The 26,849-nt window shown below is 71.8% G+C and carries 19 protein-coding genes; 18 read left to right on the top strand and 1 reads right to left on the bottom strand.

Going from position 1 to position 26,849, the window contains the following annotated elements:
• Window positions 1–247: 247 nt before the first annotated feature.
• The 7 genes from ssd to ACZ69M_RS13635 all read left to right on the top strand — a co-directional run bounded on the left by ssd (window position 248) and on the right by ACZ69M_RS13635 (window position 5,296).
• Window positions 248–1,342 (top strand): septum site-determining protein Ssd, encoded by a 1,095-nt coding sequence (gene ssd, locus ACZ69M_RS13665; RefSeq protein WP_470049560.1) that lies wholly within the window; start codon window positions 248–250, stop codon window positions 1,340–1,342.
• Window positions 1,339–2,526: a TadA family conjugal transfer-associated ATPase gene (locus ACZ69M_RS13660; RefSeq protein WP_470049558.1), complete on the top strand. Its 1,188-nt coding sequence runs from the start codon at window positions 1,339–1,341 to the stop codon at window positions 2,524–2,526. Before ssd ends, ACZ69M_RS13660 begins: the two co-directional genes overlap by 4 nt.
• Complete coding sequence (locus ACZ69M_RS13655; protein WP_470049556.1) at window positions 2,526–3,395, top strand: type II secretion system F family protein; 870 nt, start codon at window positions 2,526–2,528, stop codon at window positions 3,393–3,395. The genes ACZ69M_RS13660 and ACZ69M_RS13655 overlap by 1 nt, the downstream gene beginning before the upstream one ends.
• Window positions 3,392–4,174 (top strand): type II secretion system F family protein, encoded by a 783-nt coding sequence (locus ACZ69M_RS13650; RefSeq protein ID WP_470049554.1) that lies wholly within the window; start codon window positions 3,392–3,394, stop codon window positions 4,172–4,174. Before ACZ69M_RS13655 ends, ACZ69M_RS13650 begins: the two co-directional genes overlap by 4 nt.
• A gap of 72 nt (window positions 4,175–4,246) precedes the next feature.
• Window positions 4,247–4,453, top strand: coding sequence for a DUF4244 domain-containing protein (locus ACZ69M_RS13645; protein WP_470049552.1), 207 nt, complete (start codon window positions 4,247–4,249; stop codon window positions 4,451–4,453).
• Entirely contained in the window at window positions 4,440–4,853 is a 414-nt protein-coding gene (locus ACZ69M_RS13640; protein ID WP_470049550.1) for a TadE family type IV pilus minor pilin, read from the top strand. Before ACZ69M_RS13645 ends, ACZ69M_RS13640 begins: the two co-directional genes overlap by 14 nt.
• Entirely contained in the window at window positions 4,850–5,296 is a 447-nt protein-coding gene (locus tag ACZ69M_RS13635; RefSeq protein ID WP_470049549.1) for an Rv3654c family TadE-like protein, read from the top strand. The genes ACZ69M_RS13640 and ACZ69M_RS13635 overlap by 4 nt, the downstream gene beginning before the upstream one ends.
• Here ACZ69M_RS13635 and ACZ69M_RS13630 read toward each other — a convergent pair.
• Window positions 5,262–7,715, bottom strand: coding sequence for a DEAD/DEAH box helicase (locus ACZ69M_RS13630; protein ID WP_470049547.1), 2,454 nt, complete (start codon window positions 7,713–7,715; stop codon window positions 5,262–5,264). The genes ACZ69M_RS13635 and ACZ69M_RS13630 overlap by 35 nt on opposite strands.
• Before the next feature lie 80 nt (window positions 7,716–7,795).
• On the opposite strand from ACZ69M_RS13630, the gene bldG reads away from it, so the two are divergent.
• The 11 genes from bldG to ACZ69M_RS13575 all read left to right on the top strand — a co-directional run bounded on the left by bldG (window position 7,796) and on the right by ACZ69M_RS13575 (window position 26,798).
• A complete protein-coding gene (gene bldG / locus ACZ69M_RS13625) occupies window positions 7,796–8,137 on the top strand; it encodes an anti-sigma factor antagonist BldG (RefSeq protein WP_010986038.1) in 342 nt (113 codons plus the stop codon).
• 117 nt (window positions 8,138–8,254) lie between these two features.
• Window positions 8,255–8,689, top strand: a complete 435-nt coding sequence (locus tag ACZ69M_RS13620; RefSeq protein ID WP_470049545.1) for an ATP-binding protein — start codon at window positions 8,255–8,257, stop codon at window positions 8,687–8,689.
• Between the two features lie 298 nt (window positions 8,690–8,987).
• Window positions 8,988–11,393, top strand: coding sequence for a sodium-translocating pyrophosphatase (locus tag ACZ69M_RS13615; protein ID WP_470049544.1), 2,406 nt, complete (start codon window positions 8,988–8,990; stop codon window positions 11,391–11,393).
• A 212-nt stretch (window positions 11,394–11,605) separates the two neighbouring features.
• A complete protein-coding gene (locus ACZ69M_RS13610) occupies window positions 11,606–12,190 on the top strand; it encodes a small secreted protein (protein WP_470049542.1) in 585 nt (194 codons plus the stop codon).
• A 290-nt stretch (window positions 12,191–12,480) separates the two neighbouring features.
• Window positions 12,481–14,001, top strand: a complete 1,521-nt coding sequence (locus ACZ69M_RS13605) for a DUF7059 domain-containing protein (protein ID WP_470049540.1) — start codon at window positions 12,481–12,483, stop codon at window positions 13,999–14,001.
• 156 nt (window positions 14,002–14,157) lie between these two features.
• A complete protein-coding gene (locus ACZ69M_RS13600; RefSeq protein WP_470049538.1) occupies window positions 14,158–16,761 on the top strand; it encodes a serine/threonine-protein kinase in 2,604 nt (867 codons plus the stop codon).
• Window positions 16,762–16,869: 108 nt separating this feature from the next.
• Window positions 16,870–17,067: a hypothetical protein gene (locus ACZ69M_RS13595; protein WP_470049536.1), complete on the top strand. Its 198-nt coding sequence runs from the start codon at window positions 16,870–16,872 to the stop codon at window positions 17,065–17,067.
• Window positions 17,068–17,304: 237 nt separating this feature from the next.
• On the top strand, window positions 17,305–20,118 hold the full coding sequence (gene topA / locus ACZ69M_RS13590; RefSeq protein ID WP_470049534.1) for a type I DNA topoisomerase: 2,814 nt from the start codon (window positions 17,305–17,307) through the stop codon (window positions 20,116–20,118).
• Window positions 20,119–20,297: 179 nt separating this feature from the next.
• Window positions 20,298–23,639 (top strand): dTMP kinase, encoded by a 3,342-nt coding sequence (tmk, locus tag ACZ69M_RS13585; protein ID WP_470049532.1) that lies wholly within the window; start codon window positions 20,298–20,300, stop codon window positions 23,637–23,639.
• Between the two features lie 77 nt (window positions 23,640–23,716).
• The gene (locus tag ACZ69M_RS13580) at window positions 23,717–24,922 is read left to right on the top strand and encodes a DNA polymerase III subunit delta' (RefSeq protein ID WP_352052541.1); all 1,206 of its coding nucleotides are present in this window, start codon (window positions 23,717–23,719) and stop codon (window positions 24,920–24,922) included.
• Between the two features lie 316 nt (window positions 24,923–25,238).
• Complete coding sequence (locus ACZ69M_RS13575; RefSeq protein WP_470049530.1) at window positions 25,239–26,798, top strand: alpha/beta hydrolase; 1,560 nt, start codon at window positions 25,239–25,241, stop codon at window positions 26,796–26,798.
• Window positions 26,799–26,849: the final 51 nt, after the last annotated feature.

Genomic DNA, 26,849 nt, shown 5'->3' with positions numbered 1-26,849 from the left:
TCCACAGTTATCGACCAAGATCCACACGATTTTCTGGATCGCTGCACCGTGATTCCAGCGCGTCCCGCTCGCGGCGAGTTCCTCGCGGCAAGTTCATGGCGGGTTCCGTTTGTCGGACGCGTTTGGCCGGTTCGTATCGGCCGTTCATATGGAGGCCGCATGCCGGTTCTTCACACGAGCGGGAATCGCGGGTCCGCAGAGGACCTTGCGAGCTCCGCGCAGGGAGCAGCGAAGGGGGCTGGAGATCGTGGCGGGAGCCATCACACACGACCTGCCGCCCGCCGCCGACGGGCGGCAGGGCGGACCACTGATCGTCACGGAGGACGCCGAACTCCTCGACGACCTGCTGCGCCTGTGCGCCGCGGCGGGTGCGAGGCCGGAAGTCCACCACGGGGTGCCTGAGGGCCGCGGCAGCTGGGAGGCGGCACCACTCGTCCTGGTCGGCGACGACGCGGCGCGGCGCGTACGCGGAGCAGCTCGCCGACGCGGAGTCGTGCTGGTCGGCCGGGACCAGGACGACTCCGGCGTCTGGAAACGGGCTGTCGAGATCGGAGCCGACCACGTCCTGATGCTTCCGGACGGCGAGCAGTGGCTCGTCGACCGCATCGCCGACGTGGCCGAGGGAGTGGGCCGACCCGCGCTCACCGTCGGCGTGATCGGCGGCCGCGGCGGGGCCGGAGCCTCCACGCTGGCCTGCGCGCTCGCCGTCACCTCCGCGCGCGAGGGACGCCGCACCCTCCTCGTGGACGCGGATCCCCTGGGTGGCGGACTCGACGTACTCCTGGGCGGAGAGGCCGCCGAAGGACTGCGCTGGCCGGCGTTCGCCGCCTCCCGCGGCAGGGTCGGCGGCGGCGCCCTGGAGGAGTCCCTTCCCGAACTGCACGCGCTGCGCGTCCTCAGCTGGGACCGCGGCGACTCCGTCACCATCCCGGCGCAGGCCGTCCGCGCGGTCCTGGCCGCCGCCAGACGGCGCGGCGGCACCGTGGTCGTCGACCTGCCCCGCCGCGTCGACGACGGAGTCGCGGAAGCCCTCGCCCAGCTCGACCTCGGGCTGCTGGTCGTCCCCGCCGATCTGCGCGCCGTCGCGGCGGCCAAACGGGTGGCATCCGTGGTCGGCATGGTCCTGCGCGATCTGCGCGTCGCGGTCCGCGGCCCCTACGCGCCGGGTCTCGACGACCGTGAGGTGGCTCGCCTGCTCGGACTGCCACTGGTCGGCGAAGTGCCCGCGGAGTCCGCGCCGCTGGACGCCCGTGTGCCACCCGGGGGAGCGTCGCGGGGGCCGCTCGCCCGGTTCTGCACGGCCTTCTGGCAGCGGGTTCCGGTGGAAGGCGGGGGCGTATGAGCCGGCAGTCGGGCACAGGGACCGGCACGGGACTGCTGGACGGCGTACGGCAGTGGCTCGCCGAGAGCGGATCGGAGCCGACTCCCGCGCGCGTGGCACAGGCCCTGCGCGAGCAGGGACGAGTGCTCGGAGACGCCGAAGTCCTCGGCGCCGCCGAGCGGTTGCGCTCCGAGCTGGTCGGCAGTGGGCCGCTGGAGCCGCTGCTCGCCGACCCGTCGGTGACCGACGTCCTGGTGTCCGCGCCGGACCGGGTGTGGGTGGACCGGGGCGGTGGCCTGGAACTGACGACCGTCTCCTTTCCGGACGCGGCAGCCGTACGACGCCTCGCGCAGCGCCTCGCGGCCGTGGCCGGGCGAAGGCTCGACGACGCCCGCCCCTGGGTCGATGCCCGGCTTCCGGACGGCACCCGCCTGCACGCGGTGCTGCCCCCGGTGGCCGTCGGCTCCACCTGCCTGTCGCTGCGGGTCGTACGGCCGCGCGCGTTCACCCTCGACGAGTTGGTGGCGGCGGGGACAGTCCCGCCCGGCGGGGACCGGGTACTCAGAGCCCTGCTGGACGCCCGGCTGTCGTTCCTGATCAGCGGTGGCACCGGAAGCGGCAAGACGACCCTGCTGAGCGCGCTGCTGGGGCTGGTCGGTGCCGGGGAGCGGATCGTGCTGGCCGAGGACTCGGCGGAACTGCGGCCCGACCATCCCCATGTGGTGCGCCTGGAGGGGCGGCCCGCCAACCAGGAGGGCGTCGGACTCGTGGCGCTGCAGGACCTGGTCCGTCAGGCCCTGCGCATGCGACCGGACCGGCTGGTGGTCGGCGAGGTGCGCGGACCGGAGGTCGTGTCGCTCCTGGCGGCGCTCAACACCGGCCACGAGGGCGGCTGCGGAACGGTGCACGCGAACGCGGCGGCGCAGGTGCCGGCCCGTCTGGAGGCCCTGGGCACCGCGGCAGGGCTCGACAGGGCCGCGCTGCACAGCCAGTTGGCGGCGGCGCTGTCCGTGGTCCTGCATCTCGTACGCGACCGGTCCGGGCGGCGGCGGATCGCCGAGGTGCATGTCCTGGAGCGCGATGCGACGGGATGGGTGGTGACGGTGCCCGCGCTGCGGTGGGACGAGGAGGCGTTCGCGTACGAGCGGGGGTGGGAGCGGCTGCGGGGGCTGCTCCGGGACGGGACCGAGGGGAGTGGGCTGTGATGACGGGGGCCGGTGACATCTCGGTGGGAGCGGCCATGGCGTGTGCCGGGGCGGCGGCCTGGCTGATGGGCGGCTGGGACGCAGGGGCACGCAGGGCGCGGCTGCTGTGCGCGGGTGTCGGGGTGGTCGCCACCGGACCGCCGGCGCGGGAGCGGGCACAGGCCGAGTGGCGGCGGCTGCGCGGGCGGTTGCGTCCCGAGGGGTGGTCACTGGTCGCCGGGCTGGTGATCGCGGTACTGGGCGCGTCCGTGGTGCCGCTGTTCCTCGGGGCGGCCGGGATGCCGCTGCTCCGCCGAGTACGGCGGGCCGGGGAGGCGCGGCGCGCGGGGGAGCGCCGGGGTGAGGCGGTGATCGCCCTGTGCGGGGCGCTGGCCGGCGAGGTGCGGGCCGGGCATCAGCCGGGTGAGGCACTGCGGAGAGCCGCGCGCCACTCGGGCGGGCTCGGCGAGGCGCAGGCGGTGGTGCTGGCGGCGGCGCGGTTCGGCGGTGATGTGCCGGGCGCGCTCACCGATGCCGCACGGCAGCCGGGGGCCGACGGCCTGGTAGGGCTCGCCGCGTGTTGGCGGGTGGCGGTGGACCGGGGTGCGGGCCTGGCGACGGGACTCGACCGCCTGGAAGGGGCCCTGTGCGCGGAGCGGGACCAACGGGCCGATCTGCGAGCCCAATTGGCGGGATCTCGATCCACGGCGGTGATGCTCGCGGGGCTGCCCGTTCTGGGCCTTCTGCTCGGTACCGCGCTGGGCGCCGACCCGCTGCACGTGCTGCTGCACAGCGGGCCGGGCCTGGGCTGCCTGGTGGTCGGCGGGGTGCTGGAGGGCGTGGGGCTGTGGTGGGCGCTGCGCATCGTGAGAGGGGCGGAGGCGGCATGAGCACGGAAGTTGTCCACAGGCTGGGGGCGCTCATGTGCGGGGCGCTGGCGCTGGGGTGGCTGCCGCGAGCGCTCGGCGCGGCGCGGCGTGAGCGAAGGGCGCGCGGAAGGCTGACCGAGCTGCTGGCTCTGGAGAGGACGCCCGAGAGGCGGCACTTCGCGGTCCGGGACGTCGTGCGGCGGTGGCTGCCGGTGGCGGGCGCGGTGTGCGCCGGCTGGGTGCTGGTCGGGGGTCTTGCCGGGGTTGTGGTGGGGCTGTTGGCCGGGATCGGGGCCTGGCGGTGGCGGCAGCGACGCAGACCGGGGCCGGTGGAGGAGTACGACGTGGCGCTGGCCGCCCGGCAACTCCCCCTGGCAGCTGACCTGGTCGCGGCCTGTATCGCGGCGGGGGCGGACCCCGTGGTCGCGGCGCGGGCGGTGGGCGAGACCCTGGGCGGACCGGTGGGGGAGCGGCTGGCGCGGGGCGCGGCGGAGGTGCGGCTCGGGGGCGAACCGGTCGAGGCATGGCGGAGGTTGGCGTCGCTCCCGGGCGCGGGGGCGCTGGCGCGGCTGCTGGAACGGGCGGGGGAGTCGGGCGTACCGGCGGCCGTGCCGGTCGGGCGGCTCGCCATGGAGGCCCGCGCCGAGCGGGGCCGCGCCGCGACAGCGCGGGCGCGCCGGGCGGCCGTCATGGTCACCGCGCCCGTCGGGCTGTGCTTTCTTCCCGCGTTCCTCGCGATGGGCGTCCTGCCCGTGGTGATCGGGCTGGCGGACGGGGTGTTGGGAGGGGGTGGCGGATGACGGGCGGCGACGTGCGGTGAACGACTGACGACCAAATGACGACCAACAGGTTCGAACCTTACGGGGGTTGAGATGGACAAGACGGTGGGCGTACGGATGCGGGCGTGGCTGCTGGGTCTGGCGGCGCGCAGGGACGCGGGAATGGTCACCTCCGAGTACGCGGTGGGGGTCCTCGCGGCGGTGGCCTTCGCGGCGGTGCTCTACAAGGTGGTGACGAGCGGCCAGGTAGGCGCGGAGTTGCAGGGCATCGTGGGGCGGGCGCTCAATGCGCCGATGTGAACGCGGGACGGCGGGCCGGGACCGGGATCGCAGCCGCGGCCGGAGTCGGAGTCGGGACCGGGGATTCGTGACCGCCGAGGCCGCCGTGGTGCTGCCCTCGCTGGTGCTCGTCGGAATGGCGCTGGTCTGGGCCCTGCTCGCCGCGTCGGCGCAGATCCAGTGCGTGGACGCGGCCAGGGCGGGCGCCCGCGCGGCGGCTCGCCAGGACCCGCCGGACACGGTGCTGGCGACGACCCGCCGCGCGGCACCGCGCGGCGCCAGGGTCACGGTGACCCGGGAGGGCGACCTCGTCCGGGTCACGGTCAAGGCGAGTGCGCCGGGACCGGACGGACTGTCGCCGGAGCTCAGCGACGAGGCCGTGGCGCTGGCGGAGGAGACGGTGGGGGTGGTGAGGGGATGAGGGTCCGCAGCCGCGGTCACGTCGCGCGGACGGCCGCTTGGAACAGATGGCACACCTATCGGATCCGTTGCCCGGACAGAGGATCGGCCACCGTCTGGACCGTCGGGGCGATCGCCGTGCTGTGTGTCGTGTTCGGGGCCGTCCTGGCCATGGGACAGGCGGTCGTGGTCCGGCACCGTGCGGCGGGGGCGGCCGACCTGGCCGCGCTCGCCGCGGCGGACCACTGGGCGGACGGCGGCACGGCGGCCTGCGCCCAGGCGGACCGGGTGGTGCGGGCCCAGCGTGCCCGGCTGGTGCGGTGCGCCGTGGAGGGCGAGATCTCGGACGTCACGGCCGCGTCGGGCGCCGGCCCGTTCGACGTGGAGGTCAGGTCCAGAGCCGGTCCCGCGAGACCACAGGAGCCGGCGCCTAGACCTCCGGCGCCCCCCGCAGCAGCTCCGTGAGCAGCCGCACGGCGCCCCGTTTGTGCAGCGGCTCGTTCCCGTTGCCGCACTTGGGGGACTGGATGCAGGACGGGCAGCCGGCCTCGCATTCGCAGGACGCGATGGCCTGCCGGGTGGCGGTGAGCCAGGCGCGGGCGGTGTGGAAGGCGCGCTCCGCGAACCCCGCGCCGCCCGGGTGGCCGTCGTAGACGAAGACCGTGGGCAGGAGCGTGTCGGGGTGCAGCGGGATGGACACGCCGCCGATGTCCCAGCGGTCGCAGGTGGCGAACAGCGGGAGCATGCCGATCGACGCGTGCTCGGCGGCGTGCAGGGCGCCGCCGAGGATCTCCGGGCCGATCCGGGCCGCGTCCAGCTGGTCCTCGGTGACCGTCCACCACACGGCGCGCGTGCGGAGCGTACGAGGAGGGAGGTCGAGTTTCGACTCGCCCAGCACTTCACCGGTGATGACACGACGACGCAGGAAGGAGACGACCTGGTTGGTGACTTCTACGGAGCCGTAGCACAACCGGCCCTCGCCCCAGGGGACTTCGATGTCCGTCTCCAGGACGGAGATGGAGGTTGTGTCGCGGGCGACCGTCGAATACGGCGGGTTGGCCTCCTCGACCAGGGCGACGGAGTCCTCGAGGTCCAGGTGCTTCACCAGGTACGTACGGCCCTGGTGGAGGTGGACCGCGCCCTCGTGGACCGTGGTGTGCGCGGAGCCCGCGTCGACCGTGCCGAGCAGCCGCCCGGTCCCGGCCTCGACGATCTGTACCGGACTGCCGCCCTCGCCGCGGATGTCGGTCAGGTCGGCGGCCCGCTCCCGACGGGTCCAGTGCCACGCCGTCGTTCGCCGGCGCAGCAGCTTCGCGGCCTCCAGCTGTGGCAGCAGATCCGCGGCGGCCGGGCCGAAGAGTTCCAGGTCCTCTTCGGTGAGGGGAATCTCGGAGGCGGCGGCGCACAGGTGCGGGGCGAGGACGTACGGGTTGTCGGGGTCGAGGACGGTGGATTCCACCGGCTGGTCGAACAGGGCCTCGGGGTGGTGCACGAGGAAGGTGTCCAGCGGGTCGTCGCGGGCGACGAGGACGGCGAGTGCGCCCTGCCCCGAGCGGCCGGCGCGGCCCGCCTGCTGCCACAGGGAGGCCCGGGTGCCCGGGTAGCCCGCGATGACGACGGCGTCCAGGCCCGAGACGTCGATGCCGAGTTCGAGGGCGGTGGTGGCGGCGAGGCCGAGGAGGTCGCCGGAGTGCAGGGCGCGCTCCAGGGCGCGGCGTTCCTCGGGGAGGTAGCCCCCGCGGTAGGCGGCCACGCGCCGGGCCAGTGAGCGGTCGATCTCGGCGAGGCGCTCCTGGGCGATCACCGCGATCAGCTCGGCGCCGCGGCGGGATCGTACGAAGGCGACGGAGCGCACGCCCTGGAGGGTCAGGTCGGTGAGGAGGTCGGCCGTCTCGGCGGTGGCGGTACGCCGAACGGGTGCTCCTTTCTCGCCGTGCAGTTCGGTGAGCGGGGGCTCCCAGAGGGCGAACACGAGTTCGCCGCGAGGGGAGGCGTCGTCGGCGATCTCGACGACCGGGAGGCCGGTCAGCCGGCGGGCGGCGACCGAGGGCTCCGCGGCGGTCGCGGAGGCCAGCAGGAAGACGGGGGAGGAACCGTAGCGGGCGCACAGGCGGCGCAGCCTGCGCAGTACCTGGGCCACGTGGGAGCCGAAGACGCCGCGGTAGGTGTGGACCTCGTCGATGACGACGTACTTCAGGGCGCGGAGGAAGGAGGACCAGCGGGGGTGGGAGGGCAATATCCCGCGGTGCAGCATGTCGGGGTTGGTCAGGACGTAGTTGGCGTACTGCCGTACCCACTCGCGTTCCTCGAACGGAGTATCGCCGTCGTACACGGCTGGGCGAACCGCATTGCCCAAAGGTTGTGAAAGTTCCTTCACCGAACGGCGCTGATCGGCTGCAAGGGCCTTTGTGGGGGCCAGATAGAGCGCGGTGGCCCCGCGGCCGTTCGGAGCCTCGGAGCCGTCCAGGAGGGCCGTCAGGACCGGTGTGAGGTACGCCAGGGACTTTCCCGAGGCGGTGCCGGTGGCGACGATCACGGAGTCGCCGTCCAGGGCGTGCTCGGCGGCCAGCGCCTGGTGTGCCCAGGGGTGTTCGACGCCCGCTGCCTGTACCGCGGCGATGACCTCCGGACGGATCCGGTCGGGCCACACGGCATGGCGACCCGCCCGCGGGGGCAAGTGCTCCGTATGAGTGATGCGCGAAGCCCGGCTCGGTCCCGAGGCGAGCCGGTCCAGGACAGTGCCCGGATCGGGGCGGGAAGCGGTGTCCGTCGAGGGTCGATCGGATCGATGATTCTTGGCCATCGGCACCGAGTGTGTCACTGGCGTGACGGACAATGGGGCCAAGGCGTCGTGCACGCCTGCCGGTAAGTGATTGAATGCCATCGCGGCTGGCGAACCGTCCCGGGGGCTCTGCCGAGGTGTCCCTTGGGATGACCGCTCGATAGCAAGGTGCTGGAGGATCCGTGGACCTGTCCCTGTCGACCCGTACCGTCGGCGATCGTACGGTCGTCGAGGTCGGTGGCGAAATCGATGTATATACCGCGCCCAAGCTGCGCGAGCAGCTGGTCGAGCTGGTGAACGACGGCAATTTTCACCTTGTCGTCGACATGGAGGGCGTGGACTTCCTCGACTCCACCGGGCTCGGCGTGCTGGTGGGCGGCCTGAAGCGTGTGCGTGCCCATGAGGGTTCGCTGCGACTGGTCTGCAACCAGGAGCGCATTCTGAAGATCTTCCGCATCACCGGTCTCACCAAGGTGTTCCCCATCCACACCTCGGTCGAGGAAGCGGTAGCGGCCACCGACTGACCCCGTCTCCTGGGCGTCACGAGTGATGTGGTGTCCGAGACGGTAGAAGCAATGGACGGGGGACTGGGTCTCGGCGGCCCGGTCCCCTGACAGCACGCCCGTAGTTGAGGGGGATGCATGGCCACCGTTGAACTCCGCTTCAGCGCGCTGCCCGAGCACGTCAGGACCGCCCGACTGGTGGCGGCAGCGGTGGCGCGCAGGGCCGGAGTGGACGAGGCGGTCCTCGACGAGCTCAGACTCGCCGTAGGCGAGGCCTGTACTCGTGCCGTCGGACTGCACCAGAGCAGCGGCATCTCGGCGCCGGTGCGGGTGACGTTGATCGAGGAGGAGAAGCAGTTCTCCATCGAGGTCGGCGACGAGGCGCCGCGTTCGGCGCCCGGTGAGACGGCACCCGGTGCCACGGGTGATCCGGACATGGATGCCGAGGAGGACGAGATGGGCCTCGCGGTCATCAGTGGCCTCGTCGACGATGTCGAAGTCACCGCCGGTGAGCATGGTGGAGTGATCAAGATGAGCTGGCCGACCACGCCGCCGGCCGTGCTCGTTCCCTGATCGCACCCCCGCAACACACTCGAAGGGCCCTGCTCAGCAGGGCCCTTTTTGTATGCCCGCTCCAGGCCGGGTCCCGCCCCCGCCTTTCGTGAATTCATTCACGATCAATCACGCGATTATTGGATCAAGCGTCAACGCTTTTGGGGCATTACTTCTTTTGGGTTCCATGGAGGCCCGTCGATCATTTGCTGATGGGCATGTGAAGGCGAATTCCGTTTACCGGGCACTGTTTTGATCAGGTTCCGGTACCTACAATCCGTCCACATCTTGAGCTCAGCCCAAGCGTCAAGGAGGACGAATGGCGGGGCTTTCTACCCCTCATCAGTTTGACCATCCCACAACCTTCGCAGCCGCAGTACTGACCAATGACAATCGCTTGATCGTGATGGTCATCGGTGCCGTGGCCCTGGCGGCCCTAGCGGTCGCCGGGGTGCTGGTACGGCAAGTGCTCGCGGCCGGCGAGGGCACCGACAGCATGAAGAAGATCGCGGCGGCGGTCCAGGAAGGCGCGAACGCCTACCTGGGGCGGCAGATGCGCACGCTCGGTGTATTCGCCGTCGTGGTGTTCTTCCTGCTCATGCTGCTGCCCGCGGACGACTGGAATCAGCGCGCCGGACGATCGATCTTCTTCTTGATCGGCGCGGTGTTCTCGGCGACCACCGGTTATACCGGTATGTGGCTCGCCGTACGAAGCAACGTCCGTGTGGCCGCCGCGGCAAGGGAAGCGACTCCCGCCAAGGGCGAACCCGAAAAGGATCTCACCGCCGTCTCGCACAAAGCCATGAAGATCGCTTTCCGTACCGGCGGCGTCGTCGGCATGTTCACGGTGGGGCTCGGTCTGCTGGGCGCCTCCTGTGTGGTGCTGGTGTACGCGGCCGACGCGCCGAAGGTCCTGGAGGGCTTCGGTCTCGGCGCGGCGCTGATCGCCATGTTCATGCGTGTCGGCGGCGGCATCTTCACCAAGGCCGCCGACGTCGGCGCCGACCTGGTCGGCAAGGTCGAGCAGGGCATTCCGGAGGACGATCCGCGCAATGCCGCGACCATCGCCGACAACGTGGGCGACAACGTCGGCGACTGCGCCGGCATGGCCGCGGACCTCTTCGAGTCGTATGCCGTCACGCTCGTCGCCGCGCTGATCCTCGGCAAGGCGGCGTTCGGCGACTCCGGGCTCGCCTTCCCGCTGATCGTGCCCGCGATCGGCGTTCTCACCGCGATGGTCGGCATCTTCGCGGTGGCACCCCGACGCTCCGACCGCAGCGGCATGTCCGCGATCAACCGCGGCTTCTTCATCTCCGCGGTGATCTCGTTGGTGCTGGTGGCGGTGGCCGTCTTCGTCTACCTGCCGTCGAAGTACGCCGACCTCGACGGCGTCACGGACGCGGCGATCAAGGCGAAGGACGGCGATCCGCGGATCCTGGCGCTCATCGCGGTGGCCATCGGCATCGTGCTGGCCGCGCTCATCCAGCAGCTGACCGGCTACTTCACCGAGACGACCCGTCGTCCCGTACGGGACATCGGCAAGAGCTCGCTCACCGGCGCGGCCACCGTCGTCCTGGCCGGTATCTCCATCGGTCTGGAATCGGCCGTCTACACCGCCCTGCTGATCGGCCTCGGCGTCTACGGGGCCTTCCTGCTCGGCGGCACGTCGATCATCCTCGCGCTGTTCGCGGTGGCGCTGGCCGGAACCGGCCTGCTCACCACGGTCGGCGTCATCGTCGCCATGGACACCTTCGGTCCGGTCTCCGACAACGCGCAGGGCATCGCCGAGATGTCCGGCGACGTCACGGGCGCGGGCGCCCAGGTGCTCACCGACCTGGACGCCGTGGGCAACACCACCAAGGCCATCACCAAGGGCATCGCCATCGCCACGGCCGTCCTCGCGGCCTCGGCGCTCTTCGGCTCGTACCGGGACGCGATCCTCACGGCCGCGAACGACGTGGGCGAGAAGGTCTCCGGTTCTGGCGCGCCGCTGAACCTGATGATGGACATCTCGCAGCCCAACAATCTCGTGGGCCTGATCGCGGGCGCGGCGGTCGTCTTCCTGTTCTCGGGCCTCGCGATCAACGCGGTGTCCCGGTCCGCGGGGGCCGTGGTCTACGAGGTGCGGCGGCAGTTCCGCGAGCACCCCGGGATCATGGACTACACGGAGAAGCCGGAGTACGGACGGGTCGTCGACATCTGCACCAAGGACGCGCTGCGGGAGCTGGCCACTCCGGGTCTGCTCGCCGTCCTGGCGCCCATCGCCATCGGCTTCACGCTCGGCGTCGGCGCGCTCGGTTCGTATCTGGCGGGCGCGATCGGCACCGGCACGCTGATGGCGGTCTTCCTCGCCAACTCCGGCGGTGCGTGGGACAACGCGAAGAAACTCGTCGAGGACGGCCACCACGGCGGCAAGGGCAGCGAGGCCCACGCCGCCACGGTGATCGGCGACACCGTCGGCGACCCCTTCAAGGACACCGCGGGCCCCGCGATCAACCCGCTCCTCAAGGTGATGAACCTGGTGGCGCTGCTGATCGCACCCGCGGTCGTGAAGTTCTCGTACGGCGATGACAAGAACCTCGGTATGCGCATCCTGATCGCGGCGCTCTCGATCCTCGTGATCGTGGGCGCGGTGTACATCTCCAAGCGGCGCGGGATCGCCGTGGGTGACGAAGGCAACGCGGAACGAGTGTCCAAGTCTCACGACGCCGCGGTGGTTTCGTAGCGTTCGGGTCTTTGGGCAGGTCCCCACGGGCGGGCGGCACGCAGCGACGTGCCGCCCGCCCGTCGTTCATGTGTGTCCAGACCTGTGCCGTGAGCCTTCTCTCGTATGGAGCAAATGGCTGCAATAGAGACTAAATCGGAAATTCGCCATAGGGGCGGCGTCCATGCGGCGTGTAAGTTCCGGGGCCGAGAGCCACGGAAGGGACCAATCCGGTGAACAAGAAGCTCACGGCCGCACTGTCCGGCGGTGCGGTACTGGTGCTGGCGCTGTCGGCATGCAGCAGCGGTGGCAGCAGCAAGGACGACAAGCTGGACCCCTGGGCCAAGCAGGTCTGTGACGCGGTGCAGCCGCAGGTCCAGAAGATCGCGGCGGCCAACACCGCGATCCAGAAGGAGACCACGGACCAGAGCGCACCGGCGGACGTGCAGAAGGCCGACTCCAAGGGCTTCCAGGACATCTCCGACGCCTACAAGGCGATGGCGGCCGCCATCGAGAAGGCCGGCCCGCCGGACGTGGACAGCGGCAAGACCAAGCAGGAGAACGCGGTCAAGGAGCTCAACGCCCTCTCCGCCTCCTACGCCGATCTGGGGAAGCAGTCAGACGCGCTGAACACGAAGGACCAGGCGAAGTTCGCGGACGGTCTCGACGGCGTCGCCAAGCAGCTGGAGAAGCTCAGCAAGACCGGGACCGACGCCCTGAGGCAGCTCGAAGCGGGCGACGTCGGCAAGGCGATGGCCAAGCAGGTGAGCTGCAAGTCCGCCTCCGCGTCCGCCTCGCCGGCGACCACCCAGGGCTGAGCCGCCGAGGAGCGCCCTGAGAGCGACCGCAGAGCGGCCGTAGAGCGGGATTCGGTCCGGCACCCGGAAAGAGCCCGGTACGCGCGCGTACCGGGCCCGTGGCGCGTGCCCTACGGCTCCCGGCACAGCCCACGGCTCTCGGCGACGCATGGCCCATGGCTCCCGGCACAAGCGCCCCCAGGGTTCCCCGTACAAAGCCCCAGGACTCCTCGTGCGGGCTTGTCCACATTCGCACGGGCTCTGTCCACAGGTGTACGTCCCTTTCGGCGGGAACGGACACAATGGGGTACGTGAGTCACACCAGCCTGTCACCGTTGCCCTCGTCCGACCGCGTCGACGTCGCCGCTCGGCTGCGGGACGCCCTGCTCGGCGCCTCGTTCACCGCCGACGGCCTGCTCGATCTGCTCGGCGCCCCCGCGTACGCGGCGCTGGCGCGCAGCGAGACCGTGCCCGCGCTCCGGGCGACCCGCGGAGACACACCGCTGGAGACGCTCGTACGGCTGTTCCTGCTCCAGCAGCCCGTGCCGCACGCGCGCGTGGCGGACGTGCTGCCGGTGGGGGACTGCCTGGAGAGCGGCTGGCTCACCCGGGCGGGCGCGGACGAGGTCGCCGCGACCGTGGACATCCGGCCGTACGGCGGGCCCGGCGGCGAGGACTGGTTCATCGTGTCCGACCTGGGGTGCGCCGTCGGCGGCGCGGGCGGCATCGGCAGCCGCGAGGAGGGCGTCGTCCTGGGCGTGGGCGGCGCGTCCACGACCCTGGCCGGCATCACCGTCCGTACGCCCGTCTCCGCAGCGCTCGACCTCGGTACCGGCTCCGGGATCCAGGCCCTGCACGCCGCGCAGCACGCCACGCGCGTGACCGCGACCGACCTCAACCCGCGCGCCCTGCACATCACCGCGCTCACCCTGGCGCTCTCCGGTGCCCCGGCGGCCGATCTGCGACAGGGCTCCCTCTTCGGACCGATCGCGGACGACGAGACGTACGACCTGATCGTCTCGAACCCGCCCTTCGTGATCTCGCCCGGCGCCCGGCTCACCTACCGCGACGGCGGGATGGGCGGGGACGATCTGTGCCGCACTCTCGTTCAGCAGGCGGGGGACCGGCTCAACGACGGGGGGTATGCGCAGTTCCTGGCCAACTGGCAGCACGTGGAGGGCGAGGACTGGCAGGACCGGCTGCGCTCCTGGGTGCCGCGCGGCTGTGACGCCTGGATCGTGCAGCGCGAGGTGCAGGACGTCACGCAGTACGCGGAGTTGTGGCTGCGCGACGCGGGCGACCACCGCGACGACCCCGCCGAGTACCAGGCGCGGTACGACGCCTGGCTGGACGAGTTCGAGGCCCGCAAGGTCAAGGCCGTCGGCTTCGGATGGATCACGCTGCGCAGAACGGCGGCCGCCGAACCCTCGATCACGGTCGAGGAGTGGCCGCACTCCATCGAGCAGCCGCTCGGCGAGACCGTGCGCGCGCACTTCGACCGCGTCGACTACCTGCGGGCGAGCGACGACGCTGCCCTGCTCGCAGGGCACTTCAGGCTCGTGGCCGAGGTCGTCCAGGAGCAGGTCGGGCTGCCCGGTGCCGAGGACCCGGAGCACGTGGTGCTGCGCCAGCACCGCGGGATGCGCCGGGCCACCAAGGTGGACACGGTCGGCGCGGGCTTCGCGGGTGTGTGCGACGGCACGCTGAGCGCCGGGCGGATTCTGGACGCCATCGCCCAATTGGTCGGCGAGGATCCGGTGTTGCTGCGTGACCGGACGCCCGCGCAGATCCGGCTGCTGGTGGAGCAGGGGTTCCTCGAGCCCGCGGAGTGAAGGGCTGAGTCGCATGTGCCTGTTCTGACGGGATTGCGCAATATTGATCAGGATTGGTCGGTAAAAGGGCTCCTGTCAGTGGTGCGTGCGAAGCTACCTTCAAGAGACAAGCTCCATGCGTCCTCGGGGGAGGCGCGCTGTCTCGGGGGAGGCGCCATGGCGGGGGAGACGCCGGATCAGGGCGAGGGCAGGATCATCGGCGGCCGGTACCGGCTGCTGCGGACGCTCGGCGCGGGCGGCATGGGGAGGGTGTGGCTCGCGTACGACGCGGAGTTGGCCTGCGAGGTCTCCATGAAGGAGATCGCGCTGCCGGACGTGCCGATGGACGCGGCGGAGCATGGGCAGCGCGTGGCCCGGGCGCGCAGCGAGGCCCGGCATGCGGCGCGGCTGCGCGGGCATCCCCATGTGGTCACCGTGCACGACGTGGTGGTGCACGAGGGACTGCCGTGGATCGTCATGGAGTACGTGCCGGACGCGGTCGATCTGCAGGCGGTCGTACGGCAGTCGGGGCCGCTGTCGCCCGCTCGGGCCGCCCGGATCGGGCTGGCCGTCCTCGACGCGCTCTCCGCCGGACACCGGATCGGGATCCTCCACAGGGATGTGAAACCGGCCAATATCCTTCTGGCGCCCGACTCTTCGGGTGATCCCTACGCGCGGGTACTGCTCACCGACTATGGGATCGCGCTCCAGCCCGAGTCCCGCGAGCCCCGGCTCACCGCCACCGCCGGCATCCTCGGCACGCCCGGCTATCTCGCCCCCGAGCGCGCCCGCGGCGAGCCGCCCACCCCGGCCGCGGACCTCTTCTCCCTCGGCGCCACGTTGTACGCCGCCGTCGAGGGCCGTGGCCCCTTCGACCGGCCTGGTCAGTACGCGACTCTGACGGCCCTGCTCGGCGAGGAACCCACCCCGCCCGTCCGAGCGGGTGAACTGACCTCCGTGCTGCACGGACTGCTCGTCAAGGACCCCATGCGGCGGTCGTCGTCGGAGGCGGTCGCACGGGGGCTCGAGCGGGTGGAGCGGGCGGCGGCGGGCGGGGCGTTCGGGCCCCCGCCGGGGTATCCCGCGGGGCTACCGCCGGGGTACGTCGCGGGACCGTCGCCCGGGTCTGCCGCGGGACCGTCACCCGGGTATGCCGCCGGTCCGTCACCCGGGTATGCCGCCGGAGCGCCGCCCGGGTTCCTTGCCGGGGCACCGCCCGGGCATGTCACGGGCTCGCCCCCGGGAACCCCGCAACTCCCCGGCGTTCCGCAGACACCCGGGGTTCCACAGATCCCTGGAGTCCCGCAGGTTCCCGGCACTCCGCAGGCTCCAGCCGTCCCGCAAATCCCAGGCGTCCCGCAGGTTCCCGGCACTCCGCAGGCTCCAGCCGTCCCGCAAATCCCTGGAGTCCCGCAGGTTCCCGGCACTCCGCAGGCTCCAGCCGTCCCGCAAATCCCTGGAGTCCCGCAGGTTCCCGGCACTCCGCAGGTTCCAGCCGTCCCGCAAATCCCAGGCGTCCCGCAGGCTCCCGGCACTCCGCAGGCTCCAGCCGTTCCGCAAGCCCCCGGCGTCCCGCAGACCTCAGGCATCCCGCAAACCCCCGGCGTCCCACAGACCTCAGGCGCGCCCCCGACCCCGAACACTCCGTACACCCCGAACACTCCGTACACCCCGCACAACCCCAACGCCCCGCACAACCCCAACACCCCGCACACTCCACCAGGCGGCCCGGCCGCCCCCGGTGGTCCGTTCGGACCGGCCTCCGGGACCCCGCCTGCGTACGGCCCCTGGCGTCCGTCGACTCCCAGTGGCGCGTACGAGTGGAATCCGTACGCCGGGACCGGTGCGCCCACCCGGTCCACGGCCGGTCCGCCCCTGTCGCCGGCGCGCCGCAGGAGGCCCCTGGTCCCCGTCGTCGCCCTCGTCGTGGGCGTCTTTCTGGTGGTCGTCGGCGGCACCTGGGCCGCCGTCTCACTCACCGGCGACGACGGTGGCAGGAAGGACGCGACCGCGAAGAAGCGCCCCACAGGGAGCCCGTCGGCGGGACCGACGGGACCGGCGTTCCCGTACGGCGAACAGGTCGGCCTCACCAAGCCGTTGCAGGCCGGTGACTGCGTGAAGGCGGTCTGGTCGGGACCCGCCTTCAAGTCGGCGGTCAACCTGGGCGTCGTGAACTGCGCCAAGGACTGGCCGGACGGCCAGGTCGTGGCCGTCGACACGGCCGACGACTACGCCGACGCCCTCGCCCACGGCGCGCAGCGCTGCACCAGCCAGAGCACGGCGACGGCCGACGCCCTGCCCGACGCGGGTGTCTACGCCGTCGCACCGACGAAGGACGGGTTCGACGCGGCCAAGGGCGGTACGGCATGTCTCGTGCTCGGACGCCATGTCGCGATAGGCGGCGAAGTGGGGCGGTTCCGGGACGCGGGGGTGAATCTGTGGCCCACTCAGATGGGAGTCGGGGACTGCTGGAGCTACGCGGAGAAGGGCAAGAGCTTCGATGCTCACCTGGCGGACTGTGGTGAGCCGCACACCGATCAGGTGATCGGCACCGCGCAGGCCGCGGCGGGCATGGACTACAAGAAGGCCCTCGCCCAGGGAGGCAAGCTCTGTACCAACAAGTTCGCGTCGAGTTGGGCGTCCGACACCGAGCACACCGTCTCCGGGTGGCTGGCCAGTGAGGAGGAGTGGAATCAAGGATTCAACAAAGTCCTGTGCACCGTGAGACGGGCCGACGGAACGCGGACGAGCGAGCGGATACCCGATCCCGCCACGGTCTGAGCGGTCCATGGGGCGTCGTCTCCCCCGCGTTCACCGCAGGTTCGTACGTCGGCTTCCGGGGGGTGGCAGCCTCCCCACCCTGGGGCTCCGGGGTGGAAGGACATATCAATGGAAAGCGGACCGGCGATCTTCGTGGGGACGGTGTTCGTCCTGTTCGGAGGCGGACTGCTGGTCTGGACCGCGGCGCGGGTGCGGCAGGGCGAGCCCGTCGCGGTCGGTGTGAACCGCGTCGCATCGGCGACGCTCGCAGGCGTCGCCGGAGCTGGTGCGCTGGCGCTCGGGATGTGGTGTTTTACGCGCGCGTGAGAGGCGGCTCTCCGGTAACTGGGAGGTCACGCTCCGGATAGGCCCGAAAGGGCTGCTGGACACTCCGGGCGGCAGGAATGGCGGTAGTCGGGTTACCGTTCGAGTGGCCGTTGCGGGCTTTTCCCGTTTGACACGGGGGCGGGATGTACCGTCACACTCCGCAGCGTCAGCATGACCCGACCCCCGGGACCAAGGCCTGGGGGAGACCCCCTGCGTCGACCGGAGAGAAGAGCGAAGTTGTCCCCGACCAGCGACACCGCACACGGCGGCCGCCGACTCGTCATCGTCGAGTCGCCTGCCAAGGCGAAGACGATCAAGGGCTATCTCGGCCCCGGCTATGTCGTCGAAGCGAGCGTCGGGCACATCCGCGACCTCCCCAACGGCGCCGCGGAGGTGCCGGAGGAGTACACCGGCGAGGTGCGCCGCCTCGGCGTGGACGTCGAGCACGACTTCCAGCCCATCTATGTGGTCAACGCCGACAAGAAGGCCCAGGTCAAGAAGCTCAAGGACCTGCTGCGCGACTCCGACGAGCTCTACCTCGCCACCGATGAGGACCGCGAGGGCGAGGCCATCGCGTGGCACCTCCAGGAAGTGCTCAAGCCCAAGGTCCCGGTCAAGCGGATGGTCTTCCACGAGATCACCAAGGCCGCGATCCAGGCCGCCGTCGCCAACCCGCGCGAGCTCAACCAGAAGCTCGTCGACGCCCAGGAGACCCGCCGCATCCTCGACCGCCTCTACGGCTACGAGGTCTCGCCGGTTCTGTGGAAGAAGGTCATGCCGCGGCTGTCGGCGGGCCGCGTGCAGTCCGTGGCGACCCGGCTCGTCGTCGAGCGGGAGCGCGAGCGCATCGCCTTCCGCTCCGCCGAGTACTGGGACCTGACCGGCACCTTCGGCACCGGTCGCGCCGGTGACGCCAGCGACCCGTCCAACCTGGTCGCCCGGCTGGCCGCGGTCGACGGAAAGCGCATCGCCCAGGGTCGCGACTTCGACTCGCTGGGCCAGATCAAGGGCGCGAACACGCTCCACCTGGACGAGACGAACGCCCGTGCGCTCGCCGCCGCCCTCCAGGACACGAACTTCGCGGTCCGCTCGGTCGAGTCCAAGCCGTACCGCCGCTCGCCGTACGCGCCGTTCCGCACGACGACCCTCCAGCAGGAGGCCTCGCGCAAGCTCGGCTTCGGCGCGAAGGCCACCATGCAGGTGGCCCAGAAGCTGTACGAGAACGGCTTCATCACGTACATGCGTACGGACTCCACGACCCTCTCGGAAACGGCGATCTCCGCCGCCCGCGCCCAGGTCACGCAGCTCTACGGCGCCGACTACCTGCCGGCCCAGCCGCGGACGTACGCCGGGAAGGTCAAGAACGCGCAGGAGGCGCACGAGGCGATCCGTCCCTCGGGTGATCGTTTCCGCACCCCGGCCGAGACGGGCCTGACCGGCGACCAGTTCAAGCTGTACGAGCTGATCTGGAAGCGGACCGTCGCCTCCCAGATGAAGGACGCCGTCGGCAACTCCGTCACGGTCAAGATCGCGGGCACGGCCTCCGACGGCCGCGACGCCGAGTTCAGCGCGTCCGGCAAGACGATCACCTTCCACGGCTTCCTGAAGGCGTACGTCGAGGGCGCGGACGACCCGAACGCCGAGCTCGACGACCGCGAGCGCCGTCTCCCGCAGGTCAACGAGGGCGACCCGCTGTCCGCCGAGGAGATCACGGTCGACGGGCACGCCACCAAGCCCCCGGCCCGCTACACCGAGGCGTCGCTGGTCAAGGAGCTCGAAGAGCGCGAGATCGGCCGCCCGTCGACGTACGCGTCGATCATCGGCACGATCCTCGACCGCGGATACGTGTTCAAGAAGGGCACGGCACTCGTGCCGTCCTTCCTGTCCTTCGCCGTGGTCAACCTCCTGGAGAAGCACTTCGGGCGGCTCGTCGACTACGACTTCACGGCCAAGATGGAGGACGACCTCGACCGCATCGCGCGGGGCGAGGCGCAGGCCGTGCCGTGGCTCAAGCGGTTCTACTTCGGCGAGGGCGACGCCACGGGCGCCGCCGAGGCCGGCAACGGCGACGGGGACCACCTGGGCGGCCTCAAGGAGCTCGTCACCGACCTGGGCGCCATCGACGCCCGTGAGGTGTCGTCCTTCCCGGTCGGCGAGGGCATCGTGCTGCGTGTGGGCCGCTACGGCCCGTACATCGAGCGCGGCGAGAAGGACTCCGAGAACCACCAGCGCGCGGACGTGCCCGAGGACCTGGCCCCGGACGAGCTGAGCATCGAGCTCGCGGAGGAGCTGCTCGCCAAGCCGAGCGGCGACTTCGAGCTCGGTACGGACCCGGAGTCGGGCCACCAGATCATCGCCAGGGACGGCCGCTACGGCCCGTACGTCACCGAGGTGCTCCCCGAGGGCACCCCGAAGACGGGCAAGAACGCCGTCAAGCCGCGTACCGCCTCACTCTTCAAGTCGATGTCGCTCGACACGGTGACGCTCGGCGACGCCCTCAAACTGATGTCCCTGCCGCGCGTCGTCGGCAAGGACGCCGAGGGCGTGGAGATCACCGCGCAGAACGGGCGCTACGGGCCGTACCTGAAGAAGGGCACGGACTCGCGCTCCCTGCAGTCCGAGGACCAGCTCTTCACCATCACCCTCGAAGAGGCGCTGGAGATCTACTCCCAGCCCAAGCAGCGCGGGCGCGCGGCCGCCAAGCCGCCGCTCAAGGAGCTGGGCGAGGACCCGGTCAGCGGGAAGCCCGTCGTGGTCAAGGACGGCCGTTTCGGGCCGTATGTGACCGACGGCGAGACCAACGCGACCCTGCGCTCCGCCGACAGCGTCGAAGAGATCACTCCGGAGCGCGGCTACGAGCTGCTGGCGGAGAAGCGCGCCAAGGCCCCCGCCAAGAAGACCGCGAAGAAGGCGGCCGCCAAGAAGGCTCCGGCCAAGAAGGCCCCTGCCAAGAAGACGGCCGCAAAGAAGACGACGACTTCGAAGACGGCTGCCAAGAAGGCTCCGGCCAAGAAGGCCGTTGCCAAGAAGACGGCGGCTTCGGAGAACTGAGGTCCGGGCTCGCGGCCTCCGTCAGTCTCGCGGCCTCCGTCAGGTCTCGCGGTTCCTGCCAGGTGGCGGCCTCTGTCAGACAGATGCAGATGTGGACGCCCCTACACCTTTCGGTGTGGGGGCGTCCACATGTTCGGGCACCCCTACGGGCAGTCAGTGGGGCCGGATAGGCTTGCAGGATGACGCGAGCCGAGCAGCCAACGGCCCACACTCCGGCCCCCGACGACGCCCTGGTCGCGGATTCCCGCGAGCGCGCCGTCCGCGCGCTGCTGCGCCGACCCCAGCTGAAACGGTTGTGGAGCGCCCACCTGGTGGGCAGTGTCGGTGACGCCCTGGCCCTGCTCGTGCTGGTCATCCTCGTCCTCCAGGCGGCGATCGCGGAGGGTTCCTTCGGCGGTGGCTACCGCGGGGTCGCCCTCGCCGTGGCGGCCGTCTTCGGGGCACGCATCCTGGCCACGCTGCTCTTCGGAGCCATACTCCTCGGGCCGCTCACCTCGCTGACGTCCCAGGAGGGGCCCCTCGACCGGCGCTGGACCATGGTCGGAGCCGACGGACTGCGCGCCGTGCTCATGCTCATCGCGCCCCTGTGGATCGACTGGACCCCGGACAACGCACTCGCCGCCCTTCTCGTCCTCGCCTTCGTGACCGGCGTCGCCGAGCGCTTCTGGACGGTGTGCCGGGAGAGCGCGGCGCCCGCGCTGCTGCCCGCGCCGCCGCTGGAGGGCGCCACCGTGCGCCCGCTGCCGGACCACCTGGACGCGCTGCGGCGCCTGTCACTGCGTACGGCCTTCGTGGCGGTGCCGATCGCGGCCGCCACGCTCGTCGTGGTGTCACTCGTCAGCAACCTGCTGGGTGCCGGGATCGCCTGGTTCGACCAGCACCAGGGGGCGCTCGCCTCGTACGTCGCCGCCGGACTGTTCGCCGCCTCGCTCTCCGTGCTCACGTCCCTCGAACTGCCCGACACCCGCACCCCGCGTGCGCGCTCGCCCCTGGAGGGCCTGCGCCGCCCCAGGACGGGCACGGGCGTCGACAACGGCCGTACCGGCGCGATCCCGCTCCTGGTGCTCGCCTGCGCGGCCGTCGCCGCGGCGATCGCCGCCGCTGTCGCCGTCTCCGTGCTGCAGGCCAAGGACCTGGGCGGCGGACCGGTCACGTACGGCCTGCTGGTGCTGGCGCTGACCGGGGGTGTCGTCATCGGCATCCGGACAGCCCCCTCCGTGCTGCCGTCTCTGTCGCGGCGCAGGCTGCTCTCGCTGGCGATCGCCTTCACCGGGATCGCGCTGCTGGCCGCCGGTCTGGTCCCGGACGTCACCACGGAGCTGCTGATCGCCGGCCTCGCGGGCATCGGCGCGGGCGTCGCCGCGAACACCGGGCACGCACTGCTCGACCAGGAGACCGAGGAGTACCGGCGGGCGCGTACGACGGAACACCTGCACGCGGTCGTACGGGTCTGCGTGGCGCTCGGCGCCCTGCTGGCGCCCGTGGTGGCCGCGGCGATCGGCCCGCACCGGCTCGAGAACGGCAAGTTCGTGTTCGCGCACGGAGGCGCCGCCTTCACCCTGATGCTGGTGGGCGCCCTGTTGCTGCCGGTCGCCGCCCTGGTGCTCGCCAAGGTCGACGACCGCTCCGGAGTGCCGCTGCGGCACGACCTGCTGGACGCGCTGCGCGGCGGCGACGACCCGGTGCAGAATTCCACCGCGAACGGGTTCTTCATCGCCCTGGAGGGCGGCGACGGGGCCGGGAAGTCGACGCAGGCGGAAGCGCTCGCGGAGTGGATCCGCGCCAAGGGCCACGAGGTCGTGGTGACCCGCGAGCCGGGCGCCACGCCGGTCGGCAAGCGGCTGCGGTCGATCCTGCTGGACGTGTCGTCGGCGGGCCTGTCGCACCGCGCGGAGGCGCTGCTGTACGCCGCCGACCGCGCCGAGCACGTCGACACGGTGGTGCGGCCCGCGCTGGAGCGGGGTGCCGTCGTCATCTCCGACCGCTACATCGACTCGTCGGTGGCCTACCAGGGGGCCGGCCGGGACCTGTCCCCGACCGAGATCGCCCGCATCAACCGATGGGCGACCAACGGACTGGTGCCGCATCTGACGGTGCTCCTCGACGTCTCCCCGGAGGCGGCGCGCGAGCGCTTCACGGAGGCGCCCGACCGGCTGGAGTCGGAGCCGGTGGAGTTCCACACGCGCGTGCGGTCCGGTTTCCTGACGCTGGCCGCCGCCGACCCGGGCCGGTACCTGGTCGTCGACGCCGCCCAGGAGCCCGAGGCGGTCACCACCGTCGTCCGGCACCGGCTCGACGTGATGCTGCCCCTCTCCGAGGCCGAGGTGAAGGCCCAGGAGGAGGCACGCAAGGCGGCCGAGGAGGAGGCCCGGCGCAAGGCCGAGGAAGAGGCCGCCCGCAAGGCCGAGGAGGAGCGACTGGAGCGCGAGCGCCAGGAACAGCTCGCCCGGCTGCGTGCGGAGGAAGAGGAGCGCAAGCAGCGCGAGCTGGAGGAGGCGCAGCGGCGCGAGGCCGAGCGCCAGGCGGAGGAGGCCCGACAGCGCGCCGAGGAGGCCCGCCGCCGGGCCGAGGAGGAGCGGGCGCGGCTGCTGGCCCAGGAGCAGGCCCAGGCCGCCGAGAACGACCGGCTGCGCAGGCTGGCCGAGGAGCAGGCACGGCTGCGGGCCGAGGCCGAGGAGCGCCGCCTGGAGAAACAGCGCAAGGCCGAGGAGGCGTTGCTGCGGGCGGAGGAGGCGCGACGGGCGGCGACGGAGACGGCGGCAGCGGCTGCGGCTGCGGCTGCGGCCACGGCAGCTTCGACGTCTGCTTCTCCTTCGACGTCTGCTTCTCCTTCGACTGCGGCTTCTGCTTCGTCGCCTACGTCTACGTCGGCTCCCGCTTCCGCTTCGGCGCCGGTGGGTTCTGGTGAGCCGGCGGCCGCGGGTCCCGTGGCCGACAACGAGACGACGGTGCCCACGCCGGTCGTGACGCCCCCGAGCACCTCGGGCGGCTCGGTGGACGAGACGACGGTGCTGCGGCCCGTGCGCTCCGGAGAGAGCCGCGAGGGTTCCCGCTCCGACTCGGAGGAGACGGCCAAGCTGCCGAAGCCGCCCGTGCCCGAGGAGGCGGCCGAGAGGACGGCCGTGCTCCCGCCGGTGGTTCCGGGGGCCGCGGACGAGACCACCGTGCTGCCGCCGGTGGCGCCGGGCGCGGCCGACGAGACGGCGGTGCTTCCTCCGGTACGCGACGGGGGCGCGGGTGCCGCCCCGGATGCCGGTGCGGGTGATCCCGCGAACCGGGTGCCGCCGGGCTTCTTCCGGGACGAGCGGGCCGAGGCCAGGCCCGAGAGAGCCGGTGACCGCACGCGCGAGCTGCCCCAGGTCAATGCCGAGGGTGCACCGCGCCGCCGCCCCCGTTCCGACTGGGCGGAGGAGACCCCGCTCGACGACCTCCCGACCCTGGCGGACGAACTGCTGGGCCCGCGTGACGACGACGAGCAGGACGACGGGCGCGAGGGACGGGGCGGTCGCCGCCGTCGCTGAGGTCCGGGGCCCCGTTGTCAGTGGCGACCCGCACAATGGACGCGGCAAGGCAAAGTGCGACGAAAGGGCGGTGCCCCGTGCCGGTATGGGACGACCTGGTGGGCCAGGACAAGGTGAGCGAGCAGCTCGCCGCCGCCGCTCGTGACGCCGACGCCCTCGTCTCGGCGGTCGCCGCGGACACCCCGCTCCCCGAGGCGTCCAAGATGACGCACGCCTGGCTGTTCACCGGTCCGCCCGGCTCCGGGCGTTCCACCGCGGCGCGGGCCTTCGCGGCGGCGCTCCAGTGCGTGAGCCCCGACCGCGCGCTGGGCGGAGTCCCCGGCTGCGGCTTCTGCGACGGCTGCCACACCAGCCTGATCGGGACGCACGCCGATGTGCAGATCGTCCGCACCGACCTCCTCTCCATCGGTGTGAAGGAGACCCGCGACCTGGTCCGGCGCGCCCAGATGTCCCCGGCGACCGGCCGCTGGCAGGTCATCGTCCTGGAGGACGCGGACCGCCTCACGGAGGGCGCGGGCAATGTCCTTCTGAAGGCCGTCGAGGAACCGGCCCCCCGTACGGTCTGGCTGCTCTGCGCGCCCTCCATCGAGGACGTCCTGCCCACCATCCGCTCCCGCTGCCGCCTGCTCACGCTGCGCACCCCGCCGGTGGACGCGGTCGCCGACATCCTTGTCCGCCGTGACGGTATCGAGCCCGCTGTCGCGGCGGCCGCGGCCCGCGCGACACAGGGGCACATCGGGCGCGCCCGCCGTCTCGCCACGGACCAGCGTGCCCGTGAGCGCCGGGCCGCCGTCCTCAAGCTCCCGCTGCGGGTCGACGACATCGGCGGATGTCTCAAGGCGGCCCAGGAGCTGATCGACACGGCCTCGGAGGACGCGAAGCAGCTCGCCGAGGAAGTCGACGTCAAGGAGACCGAAGACCTGAAGGCGGCCCTCGGCGCGTCGCAGGGCGGCCGTATGCCGCGTGGCACCGCGGGCGTCATGAAGGAGCTGGAGGACCGGCAGAAGCGCCGGAGGACGCGTACGCAGCGCGACAGCCTGGACCTGGCCCTCATCGACCTCACCGGCTTCTACCGCGACGTCCTCGCCCTCCAGCTCGGCTCCCGGGTGGCCCTCGCCAACACCGAGGCCGAGGATGTACTCGAGCGCCTCGCCCGCGGCAGCTCGCCGGAGGCGACCCTCCGCCGGATCGACGCGATCGCCGCGTGCCGCGAGGCGCTGGACCGCAATGTGGCCCCGCTCCTGGCGGTGGAGGCGATGACGATGGCGCTGCGGGCGGGCTGAGCCGAGAGGCTCGAAGGCGCGGTCGGGCCGAGGACCCGGAGCCGACCGCGACCGGCGAACAGCCGACAGCGGCCGCGACCGGCCGGCAGCCGGGGCCGTGCCGAGGAGCTGGAGTGAGGAGCTGAGGCGAGGTGTGGGGAGCAGGAGTTGAGTCGCCGTGTTGACGTCATCACTCGTACGAGGCACATCCACGACTGTTGGTGATCACGGCGTCGCGCAGGGTTACGCTCGCGAGATGTACTCCAGGTACTTCAGGCGCACCCCTCGGCCACCCCGGTCCCGTCGGCCGAACCGACCCCGCGGTGCGATCCGCGCGATGCGTACCGTCCGTGCGGGCGGCGTACTGCTCGCCGCCACCACGCTGCTCGTGTCCGCCTGCTCCACGGGGAGTTCGACCAGGACGGCCACGACGTCGGCGGACGCGGTGCTGGCCGCACTGCCCCGCGCCACACCCTCCACGCTGTCGTCGTACTACAACCAGAAGCTGACCTGGCGCAGCTGCGGCGTCTCCGGCTTCGAGTGCGCCACGATGAAGGCGCCGCTCGACTACGCGAAACCGGCCTCGGGCGACGTCAAACTGGCCGTGGCCCGCAAGAAGGCGACCGGCCCCGGCAAGCGCATCGGCTCGCTGCTGGTCAACCCGGGCGGGCCGGGCGGCTCGGCGGTGGGCTATCTGCAGTCGTACGCGGGGATCGGCTATCCGGCGGAGGTCCGCGCCCGCTACGACATGGTCGCGGTCGACCCGCGCGGGGTGGCCCGCAGCGAGCCCGTCGAGTGCCTCACCGGCCGCCAGATGGACACGTACACGGAGACGGACGTCACCCCCGACGACAAGAAGGAGACGGGTGAACTGGTCGACGCGTACAAGAAGTTCGCCGAGGGCTGTGGCCGACACTCGCCGAACCTGCTGCGGCACGTGTCCACGGTCGAGGCGGCCCGGGACATGGACATTTTGCGCGCGGTCCTGGGCGACCAGAAGCTGAACTATGTGGGGGCGTCGTACGGGACGCTCCTCGGGGCGACGTACGCGGGCCTGTTCCCGGACCGGGTGGGCCGCATGGTCCTGGACGGCGCGATGGATCCGTCCCTGTCCGCACGCAAGCTCAACCAGGACCAGACGGCGGGCTTCGAGACGGCGTTCCAGTCCTTCGCGAAGGACTGCGTGCGTCAGAGCGACTGCCCGCTGGGCGGCCCGGGCACGAGCCCGGACCAGGTCGGCAAGAACCTCAGCGCCTTCTTCAAGCGGCTCGACGCGAAGCCGATCCCGACAGGCGACGCGGGCGGCCGCAAGCTCGGCGAGGCGCTCGCGACCACGGGTGTGATCGCGGCGATGTACGACCAGGCGGCGTGGCCGCAGCTGCGCCAGGCGCTCACCGCGGCGATGAAGGACAAGGACGGCGCGGGCCTGCTCGCCCTCTCGGACAGCTATTACGAGCGCGACGCCGACGGCAAGTACGCGAACCTCATGTTCGCCAACGCGGCTGTGAACTGCCTCGACCTCCCGCCCGCCTTCTCCTCGCCCGACCAGGTGGAGAAGAGCCTTCCCGCGTTCGAGAAGGCGTCCCCCGTCTTCGGCGACGGCCTGGCATGGTCCTCCCTGAACTGCGCGTACTGGCCCGTGCGGCCCACCGGCGAGCCGCACCGCATCGAGGCGAAGGGCGCGGGCCCGATCCTCGTGGTCGGCACCACCCGGGACCCGGCCACCCCCTACGCCTGGGCCAAGGCCCTCGCCTCCCAGCTCTCCTCCGGCGTCCTCCTCACCTACGTCGGTGACGGCCACACCGCGTACGGCCGGGGCAGCGTCTGCATCGACTCCACGATCGACCGCTACCTCCTCCAGGGCACCCCTCCCGCGAAGGGAAAGCGCTGCGCATAGCCCTCCCGCACGCCCCGGAACCAGTCCTCCCGGGGCGTGTACGGAGCACCC

The sequence above is a fragment of the Streptomyces sp. NPDC107454 genome (assembly GCF_055582885.1).
This window is presented reverse-complemented; position numbering and strand designations above follow the sequence as displayed.

Bases quoted from the DNA above. Each gene is read 5' to 3' on its own strand.
- tmk (WP_470049532.1), top strand. From the start codon at position 20,298: ATGACGCGAGCCGAGCAGCCAACGGCCCACACTCCGGCCCCCGACGAC.
- ACZ69M_RS13630 (WP_470049547.1), bottom strand. From the start codon at position 7,715: ATGGCATTCAATCACTTACCGGCAGGCGTGCACGACGCCTTGGCCCCA.
- ACZ69M_RS13640 (WP_470049550.1), top strand. From the start codon at position 4,440: ATGCGCCGATGTGAACGCGGGACGGCGGGCCGGGACCGGGATCGCAGC.
- ACZ69M_RS13595 (WP_470049536.1), top strand. From the start codon at position 16,870: ATGGAAAGCGGACCGGCGATCTTCGTGGGGACGGTGTTCGTCCTGTTC.
- ACZ69M_RS13650 (WP_470049554.1), top strand. From the start codon at position 3,392: ATGAGCACGGAAGTTGTCCACAGGCTGGGGGCGCTCATGTGCGGGGCG.
- ACZ69M_RS13575 (WP_470049530.1), top strand. From the start codon at position 25,239: ATGCGTACCGTCCGTGCGGGCGGCGTACTGCTCGCCGCCACCACGCTG.
- ACZ69M_RS13615 (WP_470049544.1), top strand. From the start codon at position 8,988: ATGGCGGGGCTTTCTACCCCTCATCAGTTTGACCATCCCACAACCTTC.
- ACZ69M_RS13600 (WP_470049538.1), top strand. From the start codon at position 14,158: ATGGCGGGGGAGACGCCGGATCAGGGCGAGGGCAGGATCATCGGCGGC.
- ACZ69M_RS13655 (WP_470049556.1), top strand. From the start codon at position 2,526: ATGACGGGGGCCGGTGACATCTCGGTGGGAGCGGCCATGGCGTGTGCC.
- ACZ69M_RS13620 (WP_470049545.1), top strand. From the start codon at position 8,255: ATGGCCACCGTTGAACTCCGCTTCAGCGCGCTGCCCGAGCACGTCAGG.
- ACZ69M_RS13645 (WP_470049552.1), top strand. From the start codon at position 4,247: ATGGACAAGACGGTGGGCGTACGGATGCGGGCGTGGCTGCTGGGTCTG.
- ACZ69M_RS13660 (WP_470049558.1), top strand. From the start codon at position 1,339: ATGAGCCGGCAGTCGGGCACAGGGACCGGCACGGGACTGCTGGACGGC.
- ACZ69M_RS13635 (WP_470049549.1), top strand. From the start codon at position 4,850: ATGAGGGTCCGCAGCCGCGGTCACGTCGCGCGGACGGCCGCTTGGAAC.